Source organism: Actinopolymorpha singaporensis (genome assembly GCF_900104745.1).
Taxonomy (GTDB): domain Bacteria; phylum Actinomycetota; class Actinomycetes; order Propionibacteriales; family Actinopolymorphaceae; genus Actinopolymorpha; species Actinopolymorpha singaporensis.
The window spans coordinates 5,397,712-5,417,233 of record NZ_LT629732.1 but is presented as its reverse complement, the minus strand read 5'-3'; the positions used below and the strand labels follow the sequence as shown (position 1 = coordinate 5,417,233).

Genomic DNA, 19,522 nt, shown 5'->3' with positions numbered 1-19,522 from the left:
ACTACCGCGCGGAGGGAACTCAGCTGCTGAACTCCGCGGCCACGCTGCCGTCCTCCAGCCGGGTCTTGACCGCGACCAGGAACCTCGCGGCGTCCGCCCCGTCGATCAGCCGGTGGTCGTAGCTCAGCGCGAGGTAGACCATGTGCCGGATGGCGATGGTCTCCCCGAGCGGGGTGTCGACGACGACCGGGCGCTTCACCACCGAGCCGGTGCCCAGGATGGCGACCTGCGGCTGGAAGAAGATCGGCGTGTCGAACAACGCGCCCCGGCTGCCGGTGTTGGTGATGGTGAACGTGCCGCCCGAGATCTCGTTCGGCGTGATCTTGTTGGTGCGGGTGCGCTCGGCCAGGTCGGTGATCCGCTTGGCGAGCCCGGTGACGTTGAGGTCACCCGCGTCGTGGATGACCGGCACCATCAGGCCGCGCTCGGTGTCGACCGCGATCACGAGGTTCTCGTTGGCGTGGTAGGTCACCTCGCCCTTGTCCAGGTCCAGGCTGGCGTTGAGCTTCGGGTGCTCCTTGAGCGCCTCCAGCGCCGCCTTGGCGAAGAACGGCAGGAACGACAGCTTGATGCCTTCCCGCTGCTGGAACGCGCGCTTGACCCGGTCCCGGATCCGGGCGATGGCCGTCACGTCGACCTCGACCACGGTGGTGAGCTGGGCGGTGTTCTGCAGCGACTCGTGCACCCGCTGGGCGATGACCTTGCGCGGCCGGCTGAGCTTCTCGGTCGTACCGCGAAGCGGGCTGGGCTGGGCGGGCGCGGACTGGACGGCCGGTGCCGCGCCGGGCAGGCCCTCCGCCGACTCGGCCTGCTGGCTGGCGACCTGCTCGGCCTCCTGCCGGGCCTTCGCCGCGTCCAGCACGTCCTGCTTGCGGATGCGTCCGCCGACGCCGGTGCCGGTCACCGAGGACAGGTCGACCTGGTGCTCGGCGGCCAGCTTGCGGACCAGCGGGGTGACGTACTGCGCCGCTCCCTCCTCGGTGGCGGCGGCTGCGGGACGCTGCGGCTGGGCGGCCGGCTTCTGCGCCGCGGGCTGGGCCGGCTCCTGGCGGGCCGCCGGCTGCTCGGGCTCACGCCTCGGCTCGGGCTTGGCCTCGGCCTTCTGCTCAACCTTCTGGGCCGGCTTCTGCTCTGCCTGCTGCGGCTGTTCGGCCTGCTCCGGCTCGCTGGGCTGCGGCGCGGCGTGCCGGGGCGCCGGCGCCGCGCCGGTGGAGATCACGCCCAGCTCGGCGCCCACCTCGACGGTCTCGTCCTCGCCGACAGTGATCTGGACCAGGGTGCCGGCGCTCGGTGCCGGGATCTCGGTGTCCACCTTGTCGGTGGAGACCTCCAGCAGCGGCTCGTCGGCCTCGACCTTGTCGCCGACCTGCTTCAGCCAGCGGGTGACGGTGCCCTCGGTGACACTCTCGCCGAGCGCGGGCAGGGTGACGGAGGTGCCCTCGGCCGAACCGCCGCCCGAACCGTTGGCCGACGCCGACACGGGCTCCCGCTCGGCCTCGGCCGGCTCGGCCTGCTCCTGGGCGGGTTCCGGCTCGGGTTCGGCCTCCTGTTCGGCCTGCGCCGAGTCGTCCGCGCCCCCGCTCTCGGGCTGCTCGCCTTCCGAACCGATGACGGCGAGTTCGGCGCCGACCTCGACGGTCTCGTCCTCACCGACGGTGATCTGCAGCAGAACGCCCGCGCTCGGCGCGGGAATCTCGGTGTCGACCTTGTCCGTGGAGACCTCGAGCAGCGGCTCGTCAGCCTGGACGGTTTCGCCCACCTGCTTCAGCCACCGCGTGACAGTTCCCTCGGTGACGCTCTCCCCTAGGGCGGGAAGGGTGACGGAGACCGGCATGCTTGCTCCTTGTCGTGGTTTGCCGAACTGGGCCTTGGGGGCGAGGCGCCTCAGCCGTGCACGTGCAGCGGCTTGCCGGCGAGGGCCAGGTGGGCCTCGCCGATCGCTTCGCTCTGGGTCGGGTGCATGTGGACCAGCTGGGCGACCTCCTCGGGGAACGCCTCCCAGTTGTAGATCAGTTGGGCCTCGCCGACGAGTTCGCCGACCCGGGCACCCACCATGTGGATGCCGACGATCGGGCCGTTCTTGGCCCGGATCACCTTCACGAAGCCCTGCGTCTTCAGGATCTGGCTCTTGGGGTTGCCGGCCAGGTCGTAGGTGAACGTCTCGATCCCGTCCGCCCCGTGCTTCTCCTTGGCCGCGGCCTCCGTGAGGCCCATCGAGGCCACCTCGGGGTCGCAGTAGGTCACCCGCGGGATGCCGGTCTCGTCGATCACCGCCGGGTCGAGGCCCGCGATGTCCTCGGCGATGAAGATGCCCTGCTGGAAGCCGCGGTGCGCCAACTGCAGGCCGAAGACGATGTCACCTGCCGCGCGGATGCCCGGGACCGTGGTGCGCAGCCGTTCGTCGACGCGGACGAAGCCGCGGTCGATCGCCACGCCGACGTCCTCGTAGCCGAGGTCGGCGATCACCGGGCCGCGTCCCACCGCGACGAGGAGTAGTTCGGCCTCGAAGGTCTCCCCGGACTCGGCGGTCAGGCGTACGCCCTGCTCGGTGCGTTCGACGCTCTTGTACGGCGTGTTCGTCCTGAAGGTGATGCCGCGCTTGCGGAAGCCGCGTTCGACGGCCTTGGAGCTCGCCTCGTCCTCGACGGCCAGCAGCCGGGGGAGCGCCTCGATGATGGTGACGTCGGCGCCGAAGGAACGCCAGACGCTGGCGAACTCGACGCCGATCACGCCGCCGCCGAGCACGATGACCGAGGAGGGTACGTCGGTGAGCTGGAGCGCGTGGTCGCTGGTGATGACGCGTTCGCCGTCGATGTCCAGCCCGGGCAGGGTGCGGGAGTACGACCCGGTGGCCAGGACGATGTTGGGCGCTTCGTACCTCGTGCCGTTGACCTGGACCGCGTTGGGCGCGACCAGCCGGCCCGCGCCCTCGACGACGGTGACGTCGCGGGCCCTGAGCAGCCCGCCGACGCCGCGGAAGGCGCGGTTGACGACGCCGTCCTTGTACTTGTTGACCCCCGCCATGTCGACGCCCTCGAACGTCGAGCGGATGCCGAAGTCGGCGCCGTCGCGGGCGTTGTCGGCGATCTCGGCGGCGTGCAGCAGCGCCTTGGTGGGGATGCACCCGCGGTGCAGACAGGTGCCGCCCAGCTTGTCCTTCTCCACGAGCGCGACCCGCATGTCGAGCTCGGCCGCGCGCAAAGCGCACGCGTACCCGCCGCTGCCTCCGCCGAGGATCACAAGGTCGAACGAGGTGCCGGCGTCGTTGTCCGCCACGGGGTCCTCCGTGCCGCTGGTCTGAACCTGCCTGAACTGCGTGGAGCTGACTCAAGCTGTCTGAACGTGGTGGTGACGGCTCCGAGCCGGTGTGGGCCGGTACGGGGTCGTCACGTCACCGTCATCTTTCCACCCTCGGTGCCCAAGTGCCCAAAGGGTCCGTCCCGGCCGCGTCGGCGTGGTATCCGGACCGGCGAATGGTGGTGGTTCGTACGGGCTTGGGAGTGTCTGTGCCGACTGGAACTTGCCCGCCGGCGGTGCTCGGCGACACGGTGTCCGGGCCTTCCGGACGCCCGGAACCTGCGGCACACTTCGTGCGTTCGATCGACAAGTCAGCTCGGCTGCTAAGGAGGTCGCGATGCGGCGATGGTTCCGGCGGCGCCGCGCCGGCTCGGCCCCTGCCCACGGACGCGGGTCGGCTGCGAGCGAGGACCTCGCCCACCTGACGGAGTTCGCCCGTACGCGCCGCGGCGTCGAGGGTTTCGTCGAGCCGCGCACGACCGTGACAGAGACCACCCTGCTGCTGGTCGCCGACGACGGGGAGTGGACCCGGCGGCGGATGCCGGACGCCGCCAGGGCCCATGAGTTCGCCAACCGGCTCGGCATCCCCAGCTACGACGCCCAGGTGGTCGGCTACCCCCAGCGCATGCGGGCGTGGAACAGCCGGCGTGCGGCTGCGGAGAAGCAGGCGAGGTCGCTGGGACCGACCGCTCCCGGCGAGGCGGGTTAGCCCACCGCGCCGGGAGCGCTGTGACGTCGTTCGAGCCCGGAGCCCTCCGGCTCGGGCTACAGCTCACCGGCCGCCGCGGCCTCGGCCAGGCCGACCAGCGTGCGCACGCTGGCGCCCGTCCCGCCGACCGGCGTGTAGCCCCAGGCGGAACCGTCGTTGTACGAAGGTCCGGCGATGTCCAGGTGCGCCCACCGGATCCCCTCGCCGACGAACTCGTTCAGGAAGCTCGCGGCCACCAGGGCACCACCGAGCCGGCCGCGGGCGACGTTGGCCAGGTCGGCGACCTTGGAGTCCAGGCTCTCCCGGGTGCCCTCGGGAATGGGCAGCGGCCAGCCGTCCTCGCCGGCGCGGCCGGCGGTCTGGCGTACGAACGAGTTGAAGTCCTCGTCGTTGCCCATGATCCCGAACGTCCGGCCGCCGAGCGCGACCATGCAGGCGCCGGTGAGGGTGGCCACGTCGACGATGACGTCGGGCTTGTCCTCGCTGGCCCGGGCGATCGCGTCGGCCAGGACGAGCCGGCCCTCGGCGTCGGTGTTGAGCACCTCCACCGTCTTGCCGCCGTAGATGCGCAGCACGTCGGAGGGCCGCTGGGCGGACCCGGACGGCATGTTCTCCGCCATCGGCGCCCAGGCCGTCACCGCGACCGGGAGCTGCAGTTCGGCGACCGCGGTGACCGCGGCCAGGACCGCCGCCGCACCGGCCATGTCGCTCTTCATGGTGAGCATGCCCTCGTTGGGCTTGAGGGAGATGCCACCGGTGTCGAAGGTGATCCCCTTGCCGACGAAGACCAGGTGCTTCTTGGCGCGGGCCGGCTTGTAGCTCAGCCGGACGACCCGCGGCTCGCGTTCGGAACCCTGGCCGACGCCGAGCGTTCCGCCGTAGCCCTTGGCCTCCAGCGCCTTGCGGTCGAGCACCTCGACGGTGAGTCCGGCCCGCTTGCCGACCGCCTTGGCCTCGTCCGCGAACACCTCGGGGTAGAGGTCGGAGGGTGCGGTGTTGACCCAGTCGCGGGTGAGGTTGACCGCCGCCGCCACCGCCTCGGCTCGTGCCAAGGCGGCCTTGACGGCCTTGTCGCGGGCCTTGCCGGTCAGCACCGTGACCGCGGAGATCGGCGCCGGCCGCTTGTCTGCGTTGGTGCGGTAGCGGTCGAAGGTGTAGGACCCGAGCAGCACACCCTCGGCGAGCGCGGCGACGCTCTCGGCGGCTCCGTCACCGACCGCGAACGCCACGGTGTCCGCCTTGCCGGCCAGCCGGCGTACGACCGCACCGGCGGCCCGGCGCAGCGCCTCGGCGTTGGGCTCGTCACCGCCCAGCCCGACCGCCGCGACCAACGTGGCGTCCACGCCGCCGGGGGAGGGAAGCAGCGTCACCTCCTCCGCCTTGCCCTTCGCGCCAAGCGCGGTGAGGGTGGAGGCGAGCCGGCCGCCGAGGGCCTTGTCGACCTCGCGCGCTCCGGAGTCGAGCGTCACTTCCTGGTCACCGGGCGCCACGCCGACGACCAGCGCGTCCACCTTCACCGAAGGGGCGGACGCCTTGCGGACGGAGATGCTCGGACTTTTCACACTCACGCTTGATCTCTCCTCGTGCGGATTCGTCGGCGATGCCGTGCGGTCAGTTGCCGGTGCCGTGCGGGTGAACGGAGCTTGAGAACTTCGACGCCTGTCCCGGCGGATGCTACGCCGTCCCCGCGGTGCGGGTTCGGTAGGTTCGCGGGCATGAGACGTTCGCCGCTGCACGACCGGCACCAGGCTCTGGGTGCGAAGTTCGCGGAGTTCGGCGGCTGGGAGATGCCGCTGGAGTACGCCGGTGGAGGGGTGCTGCGCGAGCACGCGGCCGTGCGGTCCGGCGTGGGCGTGTTCGACGTGAGCCACCTCGGCAAGGCGCGGGTGAGCGGCCCAGGCGCGGCGGATTATGTCGACGCGACTCTCAGCAACTCCCTGGCCAGGATCGAGCCGGGCAAGGCGCAGTACACCCTGTGCTGCGACGACGCGACCGGCGGTGTCGTGGACGACCTGATCGCCTACCTGCGCGGCCACGACGAGGTGTTCCTCGTGCCGAACGCCGCCAACTGTGCCGAGGTCGTCGCCCGGCTCGCCGCGCAGGCGCCGGACGGGGTGGAGGTCGTCGACCTGCACGACGATTTCGTGGTGCTCGCCGTCCAGGGCCCCCGCAGCGACGACGTGCTCGCCGCCGCCGGGCTGCCTGCCGGGCACGGGTACATGTCGTTCGTGCAGGCCGGCTGGCAGGGAGCGCCGGTCACCGTCTGCCGTACCGGCTACACCGGCGAGCGCGGGTACGAACTCGTGGCGCCCGCGCACGCCGGGCCGGACCTGTGGGACGCGATCCTCGCCGCCGGAGAGGCGTACGGCATCGCGGCCTGCGGCCTCGGCGCCCGCGACACCCTGCGCACCGAGATGGGCTACCCCCTGCACGGGCAGGACATCTCCCTCGACATCACCCCGGTGCAGGCCCGCCTCGGCTGGGCCGTCGGCTGGAAGAAGCCGGCGTTCTGGGGCCGGGCGGTGCTGTCGGCGGAACGAGCGACCGGGCCGGCCCGGCGGCTGCTCGGCCTGGAGTCACGCGGGCGGGGCATTCCACGGCCGGGCATGTCCGTGGTCGACGCCGACGGCGCACCCGTGGGCGTGGTGACGAGCGGGACGTTCTCGCCGACCCGAAGGATGGGGATCGGGCTGGCCCTGCTGGACGCCCGGGTGAACGAGGGAGACGAGGTCGCGGTCGACGTACGCGGCCGGCGGGAGGCGTTCGCGGTTCGCCGCCCGCCCTTCGTCGAAGCCTCGCCCACGAGCTGACACGGTGGCAGCTATCTCGTTTGCGAGATAGCGTTTCCGGTATGGCGAACGAGCCCTCCCCGACTTCCTCGTCTTCCCCGACTTCCTCGTCCTCCCCGTCCTCCCGGGCCGGGGACGACGACCTGCCGGTGATGCCCGGTTTCCGGGAGATGGCGCTGCGGCGGCGGGCGCTGGCCGAGTCGCTGGTCGACCTGCGCCGCCGATCCGGGCTGTCCCAGACCCAGGTGGCCGCGCGGATGGGTACGTCCCAGTCGGCGGTCGCCAGGCTGGAGGCCGGTGAGGTCGACGTACGCCTGTCCACCCTGGAGCGCTACGCCGCCGCCGTCGGCCACCGGCTCGACGTCCGGCTCGGCGGCGGCTGACCCTGTGAGCGCATGACCAGCCCGTAGAGGCCGACCACACCGGAGGAGCCGTCATGAGGGACGACCGGGCGATGACCTTCGACTCCTACGTCGCCGAGCAGTTGTTCGCGCGCCGGGTCGTACTGGCGCGGGGTTTCCTCGACGAGGAGCGCGCCACCCGCACCGCCGCCCAACTGCTCACTCTGGAGGCGCTGGCCCCCGACCCGATCCAGCTGCACCTGTCCTGCCCCGACGGCACGCCGGGCGCCGCGCTCAGCCTGGCCGACACGGTGCGGGTGCTGCGCGCCGAGCTCACCGCGGTCGCGGTCGGCGAGGTGGGCGGCCCGGCGGTCGCGGCGTACGCGGCGGCACCGGTACGGGTCGCTTACCCCCACGCGCGGTTCCGGCTGGCCGAGCCGAAGGCGCCCGAGCGCACCGGCACCGCCACCGAGGTGGACACCTACGCCCAGGAGTACCTCCGTCAGCGCGACGACCTGGTGGACCTGCTGTCGGAGGCGACCGGGCGCCAGGCCGAGTCGGTCGCCGCCGACCTGCGGACAGGCCGGTTCCTCACCGCCGAGGAGGCCGTCGGCTACGGACTGGCCCAACGGGTGGCTGCCGGCCGATCCGTGGGCTGAGCCGGAGGTGGCTGACCCGACTGCTCCAACGCGTCGGACTGCGCCGGCGCCTCGGGGTGCGCCGCCTCGAAGTCGACGGGAGCCTCGAAGTCGACGGGAGCCTCGAAGTCGGCGGGAGCCTCGAAGTCGGCGGGAGCCTCGAACGCCGCCCGCCTGGCCGCCCGGCGCAGGGTGCCGAGCACCACCCGGCCGGCGATCAGGATCAGGACCGCGTTCACCACCGCGCGTACGCAGTCCCAGCCGAACGACGTGGTGACGTAGAACGCCGCGTAGTGGCGGAGGTTGGTGAGCACCGGCTCGCCGGCGGCGTAGCTCATCCCGGCCGGCAGCGAGGTGGAGAACGGCCAGAAGGACAGGTTGAGCATCGCGCCGTACGCGAACCCCGCCACGGCCGCGTAGCCGGCGAGCAGCACCCGCTCGGCCCGGCCGGACGCGCGCGGCAGCAGCCCCGCAGCCAGCCCGACCCAGGCCAGGCCGACCATCTGGAACGGCAGCCACGGACCCACGCCGCCGGTGGCCAGCCCGCTGGCCAGGATCACCACCGACCCCAGCGCAAACCCGAACCCCGCACCGAACACCCGGGCAGCGAGGATCACCAGGAACAGCGTCGGCTCGAACCCGCCGGTGCCCGGGCTGAGCGCCCGCAGCGCGGTCCCGGCCGCGGCGAGCACGCCGAGCATGGCGACGGCCTTGGCGTCCATGCCGCCCTCGGTCAGCTCGGCCAGCACGACCGCGATGACGAGGGGAAGCAGAGCCAGGAAGAGGTACGGCGCGTTCGGGCCGGCACCCCCGGACGCGGCGGCCGGGTCACCGGCTCCGGTCAGGAACGGCCAACCGAACCCCAGTACGCCGACCAGGCCGGCCACCGCGAGGGCCGCGACCGACCGGGGCCGCAGCCGGACGACGGTGGTCCCGGCGTCGGTCACGACGCGGGTTCCAGCGCGGCGGCCACGTCGGCGACGGTGAGCCAGGGCAGCGGCCGCAGGATCTTCGCCACCTGCGGTGCGAACGTCGGTGACGCGGCCACCACCGAACCCACCGGCCCGTCGGCGACCACCTCCCCGTCGGCGAGCACGACGACCCGGGTGGCCACCTCCGCGACGAGCTCGACGTCGTGGGTGGCGAACACGACGCCGTGCCCGGCGGCGGCGAGGTCCCGCACGATCCGCGTCAACCGCGCCTTGGCGGTGTAGTCGAGTCCCCGCGTCGGCTCGTCCAGCAACAGCAGCGGCGGCTGCCCGGTGAGCACGACGGCGAGCGCCAGGCACAGCCGCTGCCCCTCGGACAGGTCGCGGGGATGACGGTCGGGGGGTACGCCGGGAGCGAGCCGCTCCAGCAGCCGGGCACAGCTCCCGGCCGGTGCGTCGAAGTCCCGGTCGGCCTGGCCGCACTCCTGCGCCACCGTCTCCGCGTACAGCAGGCTGCTCGGGTCCTGCGGCACCAGGCCGACCGCCCGCGCGATCGTGCGCGGTTTGGCGGTGGCCGGGTCGACCGGGTCCTCCCCGCCGACCCGGACCGTGCCCGCCACCGGGCGAACCAGGCCGACCAGCGAGCCGAGCAGCGTGGACTTGCCCGCGCCGTTGCGGCCCATCAGCGCGACCACCTCGCCCGCGGTGACGTCGAGGTCGAGGTCGCGGACCGCGGGCAGTTGGGCGGACCGGCGGCCGCCGTACCGCACGGTGAGCCCGTGCACGGTGGCCACCGAGGCCACCGTGTCGATCGAGGGACGGCTGTTCGACGTCGCCTTCCGGGGTACGCCGGCCCGCACCGGTGGAGGCAGAGGTGCCAGTCGTTCGCGGAGCGGCCCGGCCATTCGCCGGGCGTCCCGGACGCTGAGGGGGAGGGGCTCCCACCCCGCGAGCCGGCCGAGCGCGACGACCGGCGGCGCGACCGAGGAGCGGGCCATCATCTGCGCCGGCGGGCCGACCTCCAGCGCGTGGCCGGTGCCGTGGACCAGCACCACGCGGTCGGCGTACTGCACGACTCGTTCGAGCCGGTGCTCGGCCAGCAGCACGGTGACACCGAGGTCGTGCACCAGCCGCTGGAGGGCGGCGAGCACCTCCTCGGCGGCCTGCGGGTCCAGCGCCGACGTCGGCTCGTCCAGCACCAGGATCCGGGGATGGGTGGTGAGGACCGCGCCGATGGCTACGCGCTGCTGCTGCCCGCCGGACAGCGAGGCGATCGGCCGGCCGCGTACGCCGGCCAGGCCGAGCAGGTCGAGTGTCTCCTCCACGCGGGTACGCATCACGTCCGGCGGCAGCCCCAGCGACTCCATGCCGTACGCCAGCTCGTCCTCCACCGTGTCGGTGACGAACCCGGCGAGGGGATCCTGCCCGACGACGCCGACCACGTCGGCGAGGTCGCGCGGCCGGTGCGTACGGGTGTCCCGGCCGTCGACGAGGACGCGTCCGGCCATCGTCCCGCCGGTGAAGTGCGGCACCAGCCCGTTGACCGCGCGCAGCAGCGTGCTCTTGCCGGCGCCGGTCTGCCCGACGACAAGGCACAGCTCGCCCTCGGCGACCTCGAAGGTGACGTCCTGCAGGACCGGCGACGCGGCGCCGGGATAGCGCACGGTCACCGACTCGAACCTGATCACGCGAGCACCTCCGAAGAAGGGCCGGACGAGTCCGACGGTGCGGACGGGCCGGTGGCCGGCTGCGGCGGGGGCGAGGCCCAGGCGGGCAGCAGCCCCAGCAGCGCGCCGACGGTGGGGAGCACCGGCAGTCCGGGCAGGGTCAGGGGAGAGGCGGAGACGACCACGTCGGGTACGCCGGTGGACGCGGCCCAGGTGAACGCCGCCGCGACTGCGACGCCGCTGGCCGCGACCAGCCACTCCGGCAGCGCCCACGGGTCGGGGCGGTACCGCGTGCGGACGGCCCGCCGCCCGGCCAGCGCCAGCCCGGCCACCGCGGCCGCAGCGCCGGCCACCAGCATCGGCACTCCGAACAACGGCCCGCCGTCGGCGGCGAGCAGCCCGTAGGCGCCGGCGCACAGGCCGACCAGGCCGCCGAGGACGAGCACCGCGGTCACCACCCGGGTGGCCCGCGGCACCTGGCCCACCCGGCCGTACCCACGCGAGTCCATCGCCGCGGCCAGGGCCAGCGATCGCTCCAGTGCGCCTTCCAGGAGGGGTACGGCGGTGGCGCGCAGCGAGCGCAGGCCCCGGTCCGCCCGGCCACGCAGCCTGCGGGCCGCCCGGGCCCGGGCGGCGTCTCCGACCAACTGCGGGGCGAAGGTCATCGCGACCACCACGGCCACGCCGAGCTCGTACAGCGCACCCGGCATCGCGGCCAGCAGCCGCTTGGGGTTGGCCAGCGCGTTCGCGGCGCCGATGCAGGCGAGAACGGCGGCCAGGCGGAGTCCGTCGTACGCCGCGGACGCCAGTGCCTCGGCCGTCACCGCGCCGCCGATCCGGATCCCCTCCAGCCAGCCGGGCAGCGGCACCTGCGGCAGTGTGAACAGCACCGTCCGCCCGGTCACCGCCGCCCCGAACAGCGACTGGAACACCACCCGGATCGCGATGACCACCAGCCCGAGCCGCAGGAACGCGCCGTACGAACGTGCCCACGGCGCGGAGGTACGCCGGGCCGCCACCACGTAGCCGGCGACGGCGAGCACCAGCACCAGCAGCAGCGGGTTGGTGGTGCGGCTCGCCGCCGTCGCCAGGCCGAGCGCCCACAGCCACCACGCACCCGGATGCAGGGTGCGCGGCAGCGTGGGCCGGTGGACGGCGCGCATCGGCTCAGGCGCCCTGGTCGGCGTTACGTCGACGGCGCAGCAGCAACAGCCCGCCGCCAAGCAGGACGACGATGACCGCCACCACGGGGAGGACGGGCAGACCGCCGGACCCGGCGTCGACGGCGCGGTCACCGGCGCCTTCGCGGGGTTCGCCGGCCTCCCCCTTCCTGCCCGCCTTGGCGTCGGTGTGACTGGCGGGCAGCGCGAGCGCCACGGTCGGCTCCGGCGAGGCGACCGCCGGTGCCTTCTTCACCGGGTCGCCGCAGCCACTGGACGGGAAGCCGTCGATCCCGCAGACCAGGCTCTTCTGCTCGCGGACGTCGGCGACGGCGGCGAGCACCTGCGCGGAGGTCGCCTTGGCGTCCACGACGGCGCACGCGCCCCGGGGCTTCGCGGGCTGCTGCCCGCCGGGCGCCTCGTCGGCCACGCCGTAGTCGAGGACGACCCCGACCCGCTTCTTGCCTGCCTGTGCCTTGCTGCTGCCGCACAGCTCGGCGAAGTCGGCGGCCGCCCGCGGCAACCGGGGCGGCGACTTCTCACCGGACACCGCGAACCGCCAGCCGTCGACGGCGCCGTCCTTCGGGATGACCGAGCCGGGCCCGACCGACGCCATCTTCCAGGCGTTGTCCTTCCACTGGAAGAAGCCCCAGTAGCGGTACGCAGACGCCTGCGCGACGCCCGCGCCGACGGTCGTGGCGAGCAGACCGGCGGCCAGCACGGTCGCCAGGGTGGTCAGGAGGAAGGCCGCAGCGGAGCGCCGCGTGACCTTCGGAACGAGCCTCATCCGATGTCCTCTTCTCGTGGTGCGGTCACGGCCAAGGGAACCGGGACCACACATGAGAACGCCCCCGGCTACGTGCGGCGTGGAACGCCGGTAGCCGAGGGCAGGGCTCGGGTGCGTGACCCGCGCTCCGCCCGCAGACCTCGACGGGTGTCGTGGAGCCGGTCGTCGTCGGCAGGTGCTCCGGCTCGCCGCGGGCACCCGGTGAGTTCGCTCGAGCCCGGCTCGACCGGGTGGTCGGGTCAGGTCGTACGGACGTGCGGGCACGCGGCCTACGGTTGCGGGTCAGCGCCGGAATCGGACCGGCTTTCCCTGCGTGCGAGACCCGGTGGGTCCCGCCCGACGACGTCGTGCAGGACGGACGCTCTCACGGCCGGCCCGGGAAGTCAAAGATGTCCGGAACTCGGCGAGACGTTCGGGTGGGAAGGACCTGAGGACCTGTACCTGGTTCCTGTGCGACCGACCCCGGCCGTGCCCGACCAAGCAGACCACGGCGAAGCCGGGGAAAGCTCTAAGCTCGGCTTTCATGACCTGGACGTGGCGACTCGAAGATTCCGAGGGCAACCCCGTGGACGCCGGTGAGCTCGCCCGCCGCGAGTTCCCCTCCCAGAGCGACGCCGAGAGCTGGATCGGTGAAACCTGGCGCGAACTCGCCGGAAGCGGTGTCGACCAGGTGACGTTGCTCGAAGCCGGGCGCGAGGTCTACGGCCCGATGAGCCTGCATCCCGCCGACTGACCGACCAGCCGGGGTGACCCCGGACCTGATCGGGCGGGCCGGCAGTCGTACGCCCTAGATCTTCTCGCCGCCGGGCTTGACCTGTGGCTTCGGCATCCGCAGCCGGCGGATCTGGGTCGAGCGCATGATGCCGTACGACAGCGCGCCGCGGTGGCTGTCGTTGGGGAACTCCTCGCGCAGCCGCTTCTTCAGCCGCCGCCCCAACAGGAGCAGGTCCAGCGGCACGATGATGATCGCCACCAGCCAGAGGTAGGTCGCCACCACCCGCACCTGCGGCATCGGCAAGGTCATGAAGATGAAGATGACCAGGAAGTACGGCAGGAGGTACTCCGCCGGGGTGCGGCGGGAGTCGACGTAGTCGCGGACGAACCTCCGCACCGGGCCCTTGTCCCGGGCCGGGAGGTAGCGCTCGTCGCCGGTGGCCATCGCCTGCTGGATCTTGGCGCGCTCCGAGCGGGACTTCTCCCGCTGCTGGCGGATCGCCTCCTTGCGGTCGCGTGGCGCGCTGACCCGGGTCTTGCGGGCCTGCTCGGCTTCGCGGCGCTTGGGCGTGGGGCGTCCCTTGCCGCCGGTGCCGCCGGCCTTCGTGGACGGCGTCGGCTCGGTGGCCGTCTCGGCGGGGGCCTCGGTTGTCGTACGGCGTCGGAACACGCCCACAGAGTAACGGTCCGGCAAATCTGTGCCCCAGCCCGCCCGGGCGGTCACCGACGGTGCCGTCCGCTGCGGGATCGGACCACGGGCTCCGCCGGGAAATCCCCGGAGAACACTCCGGAAACTCCGCCGGAAACTCCGCAGGACACCCCCTGAGGAAGTCCGCCGGGAACTCCGCGGGATCGCGGCTCGTCTAGGGGAAATGTCCGGGGGAGGTGGGGTCGCCCTTGTACGTTCGTCGGCATAGGGTGAACCCACACACGACGCCGTCCCGTGCCATCCGCGGCAGGGAGGCACGACCGGCCTGGAGACGAAGGGGGCGGCCGACCTCGATGGGTATTCTCAACCGCTTCGCGATGATCTTCCGCGCGAAGGCCAACAAGGCGATGGACCGCGCCGAAGACCCGCGCGAGACGCTCGACTACTCCTACACGAAGCAGCTGGAAATGCTCCAGAAGGTCCGGCGTGGTGTGGCTGACGTCGCGACCAGCCGCAAGCGGCTCGAGCTGCAGATGAACCAGCTCAACCAGCAGTCCAGCAAGCTCAAGGACCAGGCACAGAAGGCGCTGTCCATGGGGCGGGAGGACCTGGCCCGTGAGGCGCTGACCCGGCGGTCCGGCGTGGAGCAGCAGATCGGCGACCTCAGCACCCAGCACGCCACGCTGCAGGGTGAAGAGGAGAAGCTCACCCTCGCGGCGCAGCGCCTGCAGACCAAGGTCGAGGCGTTCCGCACCAAGAAGGAGACCATCAAGGCCACCTACACGGCTGCCGAGGCGCAGACCCGGGTCGGCGAGGCGTTCACCGGCATCTCCGAGGAGATGGGCGACGTCAACCTCGCCGTGCAGCGGGCCGAGGACAAGACGGCCGAGCTGCAGGCCCGTTCCGGTGCGATCGACGAGCTGCTTGCCTCCGGCGCGCTGGACGACGTCACCGGCACCAGCAAGGACGACATCTCCCTGGAGCTGGAGCGCATGGCGTCGGGCAACGACGTCGAGAGCGAGCTGGCCGCGATGAAGGCCCAGCTCGGCGGGGGCTCGGCCCCGGCCCGGCAGATCGAGGGACAGGCAACTCCGGGCGAGCAGGCAGCGCCGTCCGCGACGCAGCAGTCCGCCCAGCCCGCACCGGACCAGCCACAAAGGCAGGGTGAGGGATCGTGATCGTCCGCATACTCGGCGAGGGGCAGCTTCGGGTACCCAACGAGCACCTCGACGCGCTGAACGAGCTCGACGCGCGACTCGAGGCCGCGGTCAACGCCGGGGACGAGGAAGGTTTCCGGGGGGCCCTGACGGGTCTCCTCGAGCAGGTACGCGCGGTGGGCACGAAGCTGCCGGACGACTCGCTGGAGGAGTCCGACCTGTTCCTGCCGCCGGAGGACGCAACGGTCGACGAGGTGAAGGAGCTCCTGGGGGAGGAAGGCCTCATCCCCGGATAGATCGGGTGGGGTCCACCAACCCGACCACAGCAGGTGAGCGAACTCATACGTCACACGCGCGAGCGCCGGGAACATTCTGGTGCTCGCGCGTCGTCGTATGAGTGACCCTTCAAGGAGCGGTGAAACACATGGCTCGCACACGATTCCAACCCGACCGGGGCCTCACCTCGCGGATGGTCCTGGTCATGTTCCTGCTCGGCCTGCTGTATGTCGCGGCCGTCGGCGGGCTCATCGCCGCCGGGCTGAACCTCGCCTGGGTGATCATCATCGCCGGCGGGTTCCTGCTGGCACAGTGGTTCTTCTCCGACAAGATCGCCCTCGCCGCGATGGGGGCCCGCGAGGTCTCTCCCGACGAGGCGCCCGAGCTGCACGCGGTGATCGACCGGCTGTGCGCGCTCGCCGACATGCCCAAGCCGCGGGTAGCCATCGCGCCCACGGACATGCCGAACGCCTTCGCCACCGGCCGCAACCCCAACAAGGCCGTGGTCTGTGTCACCACGGGCATCATGAGGAAACTGGACCGCACCGAACTCGAGGCCGTTCTGGCTCACGAGCTGTCCCACGTCGCCCACCGCGACGTCGCGGTGATGACAATCGCGTCGTTCCTCGGCGTACTGGCCGGCCTGGTCGCCCGGTTCGGGATGTACTCCGGCATGGGCCGCGGCAGCCGGGACAACAACGCCGCGCTGGTGTTCGCGGTGGTCTGGCTGGCCAGCATCGCGGTCTACGTGATCAGCTTCCTGCTCACCCGGGCGCTGTCCCGCTACCGCGAGTTCGCCGCCGACCGGGCCGGTGCCTACCTCACCGGCCAGCCCTCGGCGCTGGCGTCCGCCCTGACCAAGATCTCCGGCGACATGTCCGCGATCCCCACCCGGGACCTGCGCAGGTCCCAGCCGGCTCAGGCGTTCTTCTTCGCCCCGGCCGCGGTGGGGAGGTCGCTGGGCAACCTGCTGTCCACCCACCCCACGACCGAACAACGCCTGGCCCGGCTGGCGCAGGTGAGCGCCGAGCTCGGCAAGCCGATGCTCTGAAAGAAGTGACGCACGCGTGGGCGCCCGCTGACCGTGGGCGCCCACGGCCACGCTCCGTCCCCAGCGGAACCGAAAGGCTGCCGGCATGAAGTTCCTCGACGCGCTCCTCGGGCGTAGCCAGCCGAAGAGGCCCGACCTCGACCAGCTGTTCGGGCTTCCGCAGGCGGCACTGACGCTGCAGGCGGCCGCGGACTTCCGGCCTACCGGCGTGGGCTCGGTCTGCTACCGCGCCGCCGAGGGCGGGGCCTTCGCGACCACCCAGGCCGACATCCAGGAGCTGCTGGACGCCGACGAGGGCCCGAAGGTCGAGCGGGTCACCGACGACTACGGCTTCACCTGGCTGGTCGTACGCCACGACCCGGAGGACACCTCCGGCCTGGTCACCGACCTGCACGCGGTCAACTCCTCGCTGGAGGCGGCCGGGTTCGGCCCGTCCCTGCTGTGCTCGCTGGTCACCTTCGTCAACGGCGACGGCCGCAGGCTGGCGCTGGTCTACCTCTACAAGCGCGGCGCGTTCTACCCCTTCGCGCCGCTGTCCGGCGAACGCCGGGACAACGCGCTGGAGCTGCAGGCTCGCGGCCTGGTGGCCAACGACCTGAAGATCGAGCAGGACCTGTCCCGCTGGTTCCCGGTGTGGGGTGCGCCCGGCATGTGAGCCGGGAGCCCGAGAGGGGTCTGCCTGCGGGCGGTCAGAGGAACGCGCCGGAGGGCAGGTACGGCGCCGGCGGGCGCATGTGGCGCAGGCACAGGTAGCCCTCGGTCCGCAGGGACAGCCCGGCAGCCAGGGCCACGTCGACGGCCCACTCCTGGTCGGCGGTGAGGTAGTCGACATGTACGTCCGCGCCTTCCGGTGACACCGCCAGCGCGGCCCACAGCAGCCGCTGGGCGATCTTGCGGCTGGTGGCGGCCAGCAGCACCGGTGACCCGGACGGGTCGACGAAGCAGTAGCCGCTCCCGGTGAAGGTGTCGGACACCAGCAGGCCGTACTCCGCGCACAGGAACTCGTGGTCGACGCCGTGCGCGGCGCCGCGCACCCGCCGGTCCACCGAGGCGCACAGATCCTGGTCGCCGGGCCCACCGGTCCGTACGCCGTCCACCACCGGAATCGCCGAGCGGTCGACCGTACCGGCGACCCGGATCGTGGGGTGCAGGGTGAAGCCGGCCAGCCGGTAGCGACGGGCGGCTCGCGGATCGGCGGTGGAGATGATGATGCCGCGCAGGCAGCCCTGGCTGTAGCCGAGGGCCGCGTCCAGCAGCGCCGCGCCGACACCCGCACCCTGTGCCTGCGGGTGGACGAAGAAAGCCGACAGTCCCCAGAGCTTCTCCCGGCGCAGCGACATCGCCACTCCGACCACTTCGCCGTCGGTCTCGGCCACCCAGCATCCCTCCGCGTCGTGACGCAGGAGGTGCTTGGCGCGGCGTTCCCAGCGGCCGCTCCAGTCCGGCGTCGGCGGGCCGGCGGGCGGGGCGGGCAGCGAGGCCGGCCGGGTCGCCGAGCGGCTCAGTTGCAGCTCCTCGTGGGTGAGCGCGCGCGCCGCCCCGATGTCGTCGTCACGCATCGGCCTGATCAACACGGTCCGACCCTATTACTCGGCATTACGCCGCACCCGGTGGTCGGCGTTGGTGCGGCGCCCCCAAGCACCCCGGAGCGGCGTGGACCGCGCCGACCCGCAAGGATGGCGCCCGTGCGCGTGTTGATCGCTCCCGACAAGTTCGCCGGCACCCTCACGGCGGTGGAGGCCGCGCAGGCGATGGCCGCCGGCTGGCACGACCAGGCGCCGGACGACGAGGTGGTGACCGTCCCGATGTCGGACGGTGGCCCGGGCTTCGTCGACGTCCTGTCCGCCGCACTGGGCGGTGAGCTGCTCGCGGTCACGGTCACCGGCCCGCTCGGTGAACCCACCCCGGCAACCGTCCTGCTGCACGAGGGCACCGCCTACGTCGAGACGTCGCAGGCCTGCGGACTGGACCTGGTCCCGCCCGGGCGCCGGGACCCCGAACGCGCCACGACGTACGGCGTGGGCGAACTCGTCGCGGCCGCCCTGGAGTCGGGCGCTCGCCGGTTGGTGCTCGGCCTCGGCGGCAGCGGCACCAACGACGCGGGTGCGGGCCTGCTCGCCGCGCTCGGTGCGACCGCGCAGCCGGCCGGGGCCCTGGCGTCCGGAGGCGCGGCACTGGCCGGGGTGACGGCGCTCGACCTAGCGCCCGCCCGGGCGCGGCTCGCCGGAGTCGAGGTCCTCGCCGCCAGCGACGTCGACAACCCCCTGCTGGGCCTGCGAGGTGCGACGAACGTCTTCGGCCCGCAGAAGGGTGTCGCGGAGGAACGCCGGGTCACCCTGGACGCGGCCCTGGAACATTTCGCCGACCGGGCCGACCGGTCTTTGGCCGACGCGAAGGGCGCCGGCGCTGCCGGCGGTCTCGGCTACGCGGTGTTGCTGCTCGGTGGCACCCGGGTGCCCGGCATCGAGACGATCTCGGCCGCGGTGGGGCTGCCGGAGCGGGCGCGGGCGGCGGACCTGGTGCTCACCGGTGAGGGGTCCTTCGACTTCCAGTCGGCCAGCGGCAAGGTGGTCTCCGGCGTCGCGGCGGTGGCCGGGGACGCGATCCGGCCCTGCGTAGTACTGGCCGGGCAGGTGCTGGTCGGAATCCGGGAAATGCGGACGATGGGCGTCGAATCCGCCTATTCGCTGGTGGAACTCGTGGGCCGGGAGCGGGCTCTCGGCGCGCCACGGGACAGTCTGGTCGAGCTGGCCCGGCGGGTGGCGCGAACCTGGTCACGCTGAGGCCCTTCGAGGTCCCGATGGACGTCGTACCGGCCGAACTATGCGACCATGGACGAGTGCATCGGAATGTACGGTGCCCCCGCAGGCGTTGAGCCTGCGACAACTATCTCCGGGACAACCACGGGAGTCCGAAGGATGACCATTCAGGGCGACGTGACCCAGCAGGACCAGCAGGCCGACGGCGTGGTGCTCACCGACGCGGCCGCGTCGAAGGTCAAGAGCCTCCTCGAGCAGGAGGGTCGGGACGATCTTCGTCTGCGCCTCGCCGTGCAGCCCGGTGGCTGTTCGGGTCTGCGCTACCAGCTCTTCTTCGACGAGCGCGACCTGGACGGCGACACGGTCCGTGAGTTCGGGGGCGTCGGTGTGGTCGTCGACCGGATGAGCGTTCCGTACCTGCAGGGTGCGGTGATCGACTTCGTCGACACCATCGAGAAGCAGGGCTTCACCATCGACAACCCCAGCGCCACCAGCTCCTGCGCCTGCGGCGACTCCTTCCACTGAGTCCAACCGCACGACCTGTCCCTTACCGGCGGGTCGGCGTAGCTGACGGCTGTCGAGCCTTTGACGGCCCCACC

Annotated in this window: 20 protein-coding genes; 11 read left to right on the top strand and 9 right to left on the bottom strand. The window is 72.5% G+C overall.

The annotated features are described in order from the left end of the window. Positions 1-19: 19 nt before the first annotated feature. Together sucB and lpdA are read right to left on the bottom strand one after the other, a co-directional pair. Positions 20-1,834: a 2-oxoglutarate dehydrogenase, E2 component, dihydrolipoamide succinyltransferase gene (sucB, locus tag BLU27_RS24260; protein ID WP_092655939.1), complete on the bottom strand. Its 1,815-nt coding sequence runs from the start codon at positions 1,832-1,834 to the stop codon at positions 20-22. Positions 1,835-1,884: 50 nt separating this feature from the next. Next, complete coding sequence (lpdA, locus tag BLU27_RS24255; RefSeq protein ID WP_092655938.1) at positions 1,885-3,276, bottom strand: dihydrolipoyl dehydrogenase; 1,392 nt, start codon at positions 3,274-3,276, stop codon at positions 1,885-1,887. Positions 3,277-3,634: 358 nt separating this feature from the next. On the opposite strand from lpdA, the gene BLU27_RS24250 reads away from it, so the two are divergent. Further along, positions 3,635-4,006: a hypothetical protein gene (locus BLU27_RS24250; RefSeq protein WP_092655937.1), complete on the top strand. Its 372-nt coding sequence runs from the start codon at positions 3,635-3,637 to the stop codon at positions 4,004-4,006. A gap of 56 nt (positions 4,007-4,062) precedes the next feature. Here the strand turns inward: BLU27_RS24250 and BLU27_RS24245 are convergent, their stop codons facing one another. Further along, positions 4,063-5,574 carry a leucyl aminopeptidase gene (locus tag BLU27_RS24245; protein ID WP_092655936.1) on the bottom strand — a complete coding sequence of 504 codons (1,512 nt, stop codon included), beginning with the start codon at positions 5,572-5,574 and terminating at the stop codon, positions 4,063-4,065. 147 nt (positions 5,575-5,721) lie between these two features. Between BLU27_RS24245 and gcvT the strand changes: the two genes are divergently transcribed. From gcvT to BLU27_RS24230, 3 genes are read left to right on the top strand one after another with little or no spacing between them, the layout of a single operon-like run. Continuing rightward, complete coding sequence (gene gcvT / locus BLU27_RS24240; protein WP_092655935.1) at positions 5,722-6,816, top strand: glycine cleavage system aminomethyltransferase GcvT; 1,095 nt, start codon at positions 5,722-5,724, stop codon at positions 6,814-6,816. A gap of 41 nt (positions 6,817-6,857) precedes the next feature. Further along, positions 6,858-7,178, top strand: coding sequence for a helix-turn-helix domain-containing protein (locus BLU27_RS24235; RefSeq protein ID WP_197681560.1), 321 nt, complete (start codon positions 6,858-6,860; stop codon positions 7,176-7,178). A gap of 53 nt (positions 7,179-7,231) precedes the next feature. Further along, the gene (locus BLU27_RS24230) at positions 7,232-7,795 is read left to right on the top strand and encodes an ATP-dependent Clp protease proteolytic subunit (RefSeq protein ID WP_092655934.1); all 564 of its coding nucleotides are present in this window, start codon (positions 7,232-7,234) and stop codon (positions 7,793-7,795) included. Here BLU27_RS24230 and BLU27_RS24225 read toward each other — a convergent pair. Genes BLU27_RS24225 through BLU27_RS24210 form a run of 4 tightly spaced genes read right to left on the bottom strand, consistent with a single transcriptional unit; the run spans position 7,750 to position 12,317 of the window. Then, positions 7,750-8,721: an ECF transporter S component gene (locus BLU27_RS24225; RefSeq protein WP_092655933.1), complete on the bottom strand. Its 972-nt coding sequence runs from the start codon at positions 8,719-8,721 to the stop codon at positions 7,750-7,752. The two genes, BLU27_RS24230 and BLU27_RS24225, sit on opposite strands and share 46 nt — an antisense overlap. Beyond that, positions 8,718-10,391, bottom strand: a complete 1,674-nt coding sequence (locus tag BLU27_RS24220; RefSeq protein ID WP_092655932.1) for an ABC transporter ATP-binding protein — start codon at positions 10,389-10,391, stop codon at positions 8,718-8,720. Before BLU27_RS24220 ends, BLU27_RS24225 begins: the two co-directional genes overlap by 4 nt. Continuing rightward, on the bottom strand, positions 10,388-11,533 hold the full coding sequence (locus tag BLU27_RS24215; RefSeq protein ID WP_092655931.1) for an energy-coupling factor transporter transmembrane component T family protein: 1,146 nt from the start codon (positions 11,531-11,533) through the stop codon (positions 10,388-10,390). Before BLU27_RS24215 ends, BLU27_RS24220 begins: the two co-directional genes overlap by 4 nt. A 4-nt stretch (positions 11,534-11,537) precedes the next feature. Beyond that, positions 11,538-12,317 carry an SCO2322 family protein gene (locus tag BLU27_RS24210; protein ID WP_092655930.1) on the bottom strand — a complete coding sequence of 260 codons (780 nt, stop codon included), beginning with the start codon at positions 12,315-12,317 and terminating at the stop codon, positions 11,538-11,540. Between the two features lie 523 nt (positions 12,318-12,840). Here BLU27_RS24210 and BLU27_RS24205 point away from each other — a divergent pair. Next, positions 12,841-13,050: a hypothetical protein gene (locus BLU27_RS24205; protein WP_092655929.1), complete on the top strand. Its 210-nt coding sequence runs from the start codon at positions 12,841-12,843 to the stop codon at positions 13,048-13,050. A 54-nt stretch (positions 13,051-13,104) separates the two neighbouring features. On the opposite strand, the gene BLU27_RS24200 is transcribed toward BLU27_RS24205, so the two are convergent. Next, a complete protein-coding gene (locus tag BLU27_RS24200; RefSeq protein ID WP_092658190.1) occupies positions 13,105-13,701 on the bottom strand; it encodes a DUF3043 domain-containing protein in 597 nt (198 codons plus the stop codon). A gap of 332 nt (positions 13,702-14,033) precedes the next feature. Here BLU27_RS24200 and BLU27_RS24195 point away from each other — a divergent pair, with 332 nt between their 5' ends. The 4 genes from BLU27_RS24195 (at position 14,034) to pspAB (ending at position 16,819) form a co-directional block, all read left to right on the top strand. Continuing rightward, the gene (locus tag BLU27_RS24195; RefSeq protein ID WP_092655928.1) at positions 14,034-14,858 is read left to right on the top strand and encodes a PspA/IM30 family protein; all 825 of its coding nucleotides are present in this window, start codon (positions 14,034-14,036) and stop codon (positions 14,856-14,858) included. Further along, a complete protein-coding gene (gene pspAA, locus BLU27_RS24190; protein ID WP_092655927.1) occupies positions 14,855-15,133 on the top strand; it encodes a PspA-associated protein PspAA in 279 nt (92 codons plus the stop codon). The genes BLU27_RS24195 and pspAA overlap by 4 nt, the downstream gene beginning before the upstream one ends. Positions 15,134-15,261: 128 nt before the next feature. Continuing rightward, the gene (gene htpX, locus BLU27_RS24185) at positions 15,262-16,164 is read left to right on the top strand and encodes a zinc metalloprotease HtpX (RefSeq protein WP_092655926.1); all 903 of its coding nucleotides are present in this window, start codon (positions 15,262-15,264) and stop codon (positions 16,162-16,164) included. Positions 16,165-16,249: 85 nt separating this feature from the next. After that, positions 16,250-16,819 (top strand): PspA-associated protein PspAB, encoded by a 570-nt coding sequence (gene pspAB / locus BLU27_RS24180; RefSeq protein WP_092655925.1) that lies wholly within the window; start codon positions 16,250-16,252, stop codon positions 16,817-16,819. A 34-nt stretch (positions 16,820-16,853) separates the two neighbouring features. Here pspAB and BLU27_RS24175 read toward each other — a convergent pair whose 3' ends face one another. Then, positions 16,854-17,738 (bottom strand): GNAT family N-acetyltransferase, encoded by an 885-nt coding sequence (locus BLU27_RS24175; RefSeq protein WP_092655924.1) that lies wholly within the window; start codon positions 17,736-17,738, stop codon positions 16,854-16,856. A 102-nt stretch (positions 17,739-17,840) separates the two neighbouring features. Between BLU27_RS24175 and BLU27_RS24170 the strand changes: the two genes are divergently transcribed. Next, complete coding sequence (locus tag BLU27_RS24170) at positions 17,841-18,947, top strand: glycerate kinase family protein (RefSeq protein WP_241827612.1); 1,107 nt, start codon at positions 17,841-17,843, stop codon at positions 18,945-18,947. 135 nt (positions 18,948-19,082) lie between these two features. Beyond that, positions 19,083-19,448, top strand: a complete 366-nt coding sequence (locus BLU27_RS24165; protein ID WP_092655922.1) for a HesB/IscA family protein — start codon at positions 19,083-19,085, stop codon at positions 19,446-19,448. Positions 19,449-19,522 lie beyond the last annotated feature (74 nt).

Bases quoted from the DNA above. Each gene is read 5' to 3' on its own strand.
- sucB (WP_092655939.1), bottom strand. From the start codon at position 1,834: ATGCCGGTCTCCGTCACCCTTCCCGCCCTAGGGGAGAGCGTCACCGAG.
- BLU27_RS24250 (WP_092655937.1), top strand. From the start codon at position 3,635: ATGCGGCGATGGTTCCGGCGGCGCCGCGCCGGCTCGGCCCCTGCCCAC.
- gcvT (WP_092655935.1), top strand. From the start codon at position 5,722: ATGAGACGTTCGCCGCTGCACGACCGGCACCAGGCTCTGGGTGCGAAG.
- BLU27_RS24235 (WP_197681560.1), top strand. From the start codon at position 6,858: ATGGCGAACGAGCCCTCCCCGACTTCCTCGTCTTCCCCGACTTCCTCG.
- BLU27_RS24230 (WP_092655934.1), top strand. From the start codon at position 7,232: ATGAGGGACGACCGGGCGATGACCTTCGACTCCTACGTCGCCGAGCAG.
- BLU27_RS24215 (WP_092655931.1), bottom strand. From the start codon at position 11,533: ATGCGCGCCGTCCACCGGCCCACGCTGCCGCGCACCCTGCATCCGGGT.
- BLU27_RS24210 (WP_092655930.1), bottom strand. From the start codon at position 12,317: ATGAGGCTCGTTCCGAAGGTCACGCGGCGCTCCGCTGCGGCCTTCCTC.
- BLU27_RS24205 (WP_092655929.1), top strand. From the start codon at position 12,841: ATGACCTGGACGTGGCGACTCGAAGATTCCGAGGGCAACCCCGTGGAC.
- BLU27_RS24195 (WP_092655928.1), top strand. From the start codon at position 14,034: ATGGGTATTCTCAACCGCTTCGCGATGATCTTCCGCGCGAAGGCCAAC.
- htpX (WP_092655926.1), top strand. From the start codon at position 15,262: ATGGCTCGCACACGATTCCAACCCGACCGGGGCCTCACCTCGCGGATG.
- pspAB (WP_092655925.1), top strand. From the start codon at position 16,250: ATGAAGTTCCTCGACGCGCTCCTCGGGCGTAGCCAGCCGAAGAGGCCC.
- BLU27_RS24170 (WP_241827612.1), top strand. From the start codon at position 17,841: ATGGCGCCCGTGCGCGTGTTGATCGCTCCCGACAAGTTCGCCGGCACC.
- BLU27_RS24165 (WP_092655922.1), top strand. From the start codon at position 19,083: ATGACCATTCAGGGCGACGTGACCCAGCAGGACCAGCAGGCCGACGGC.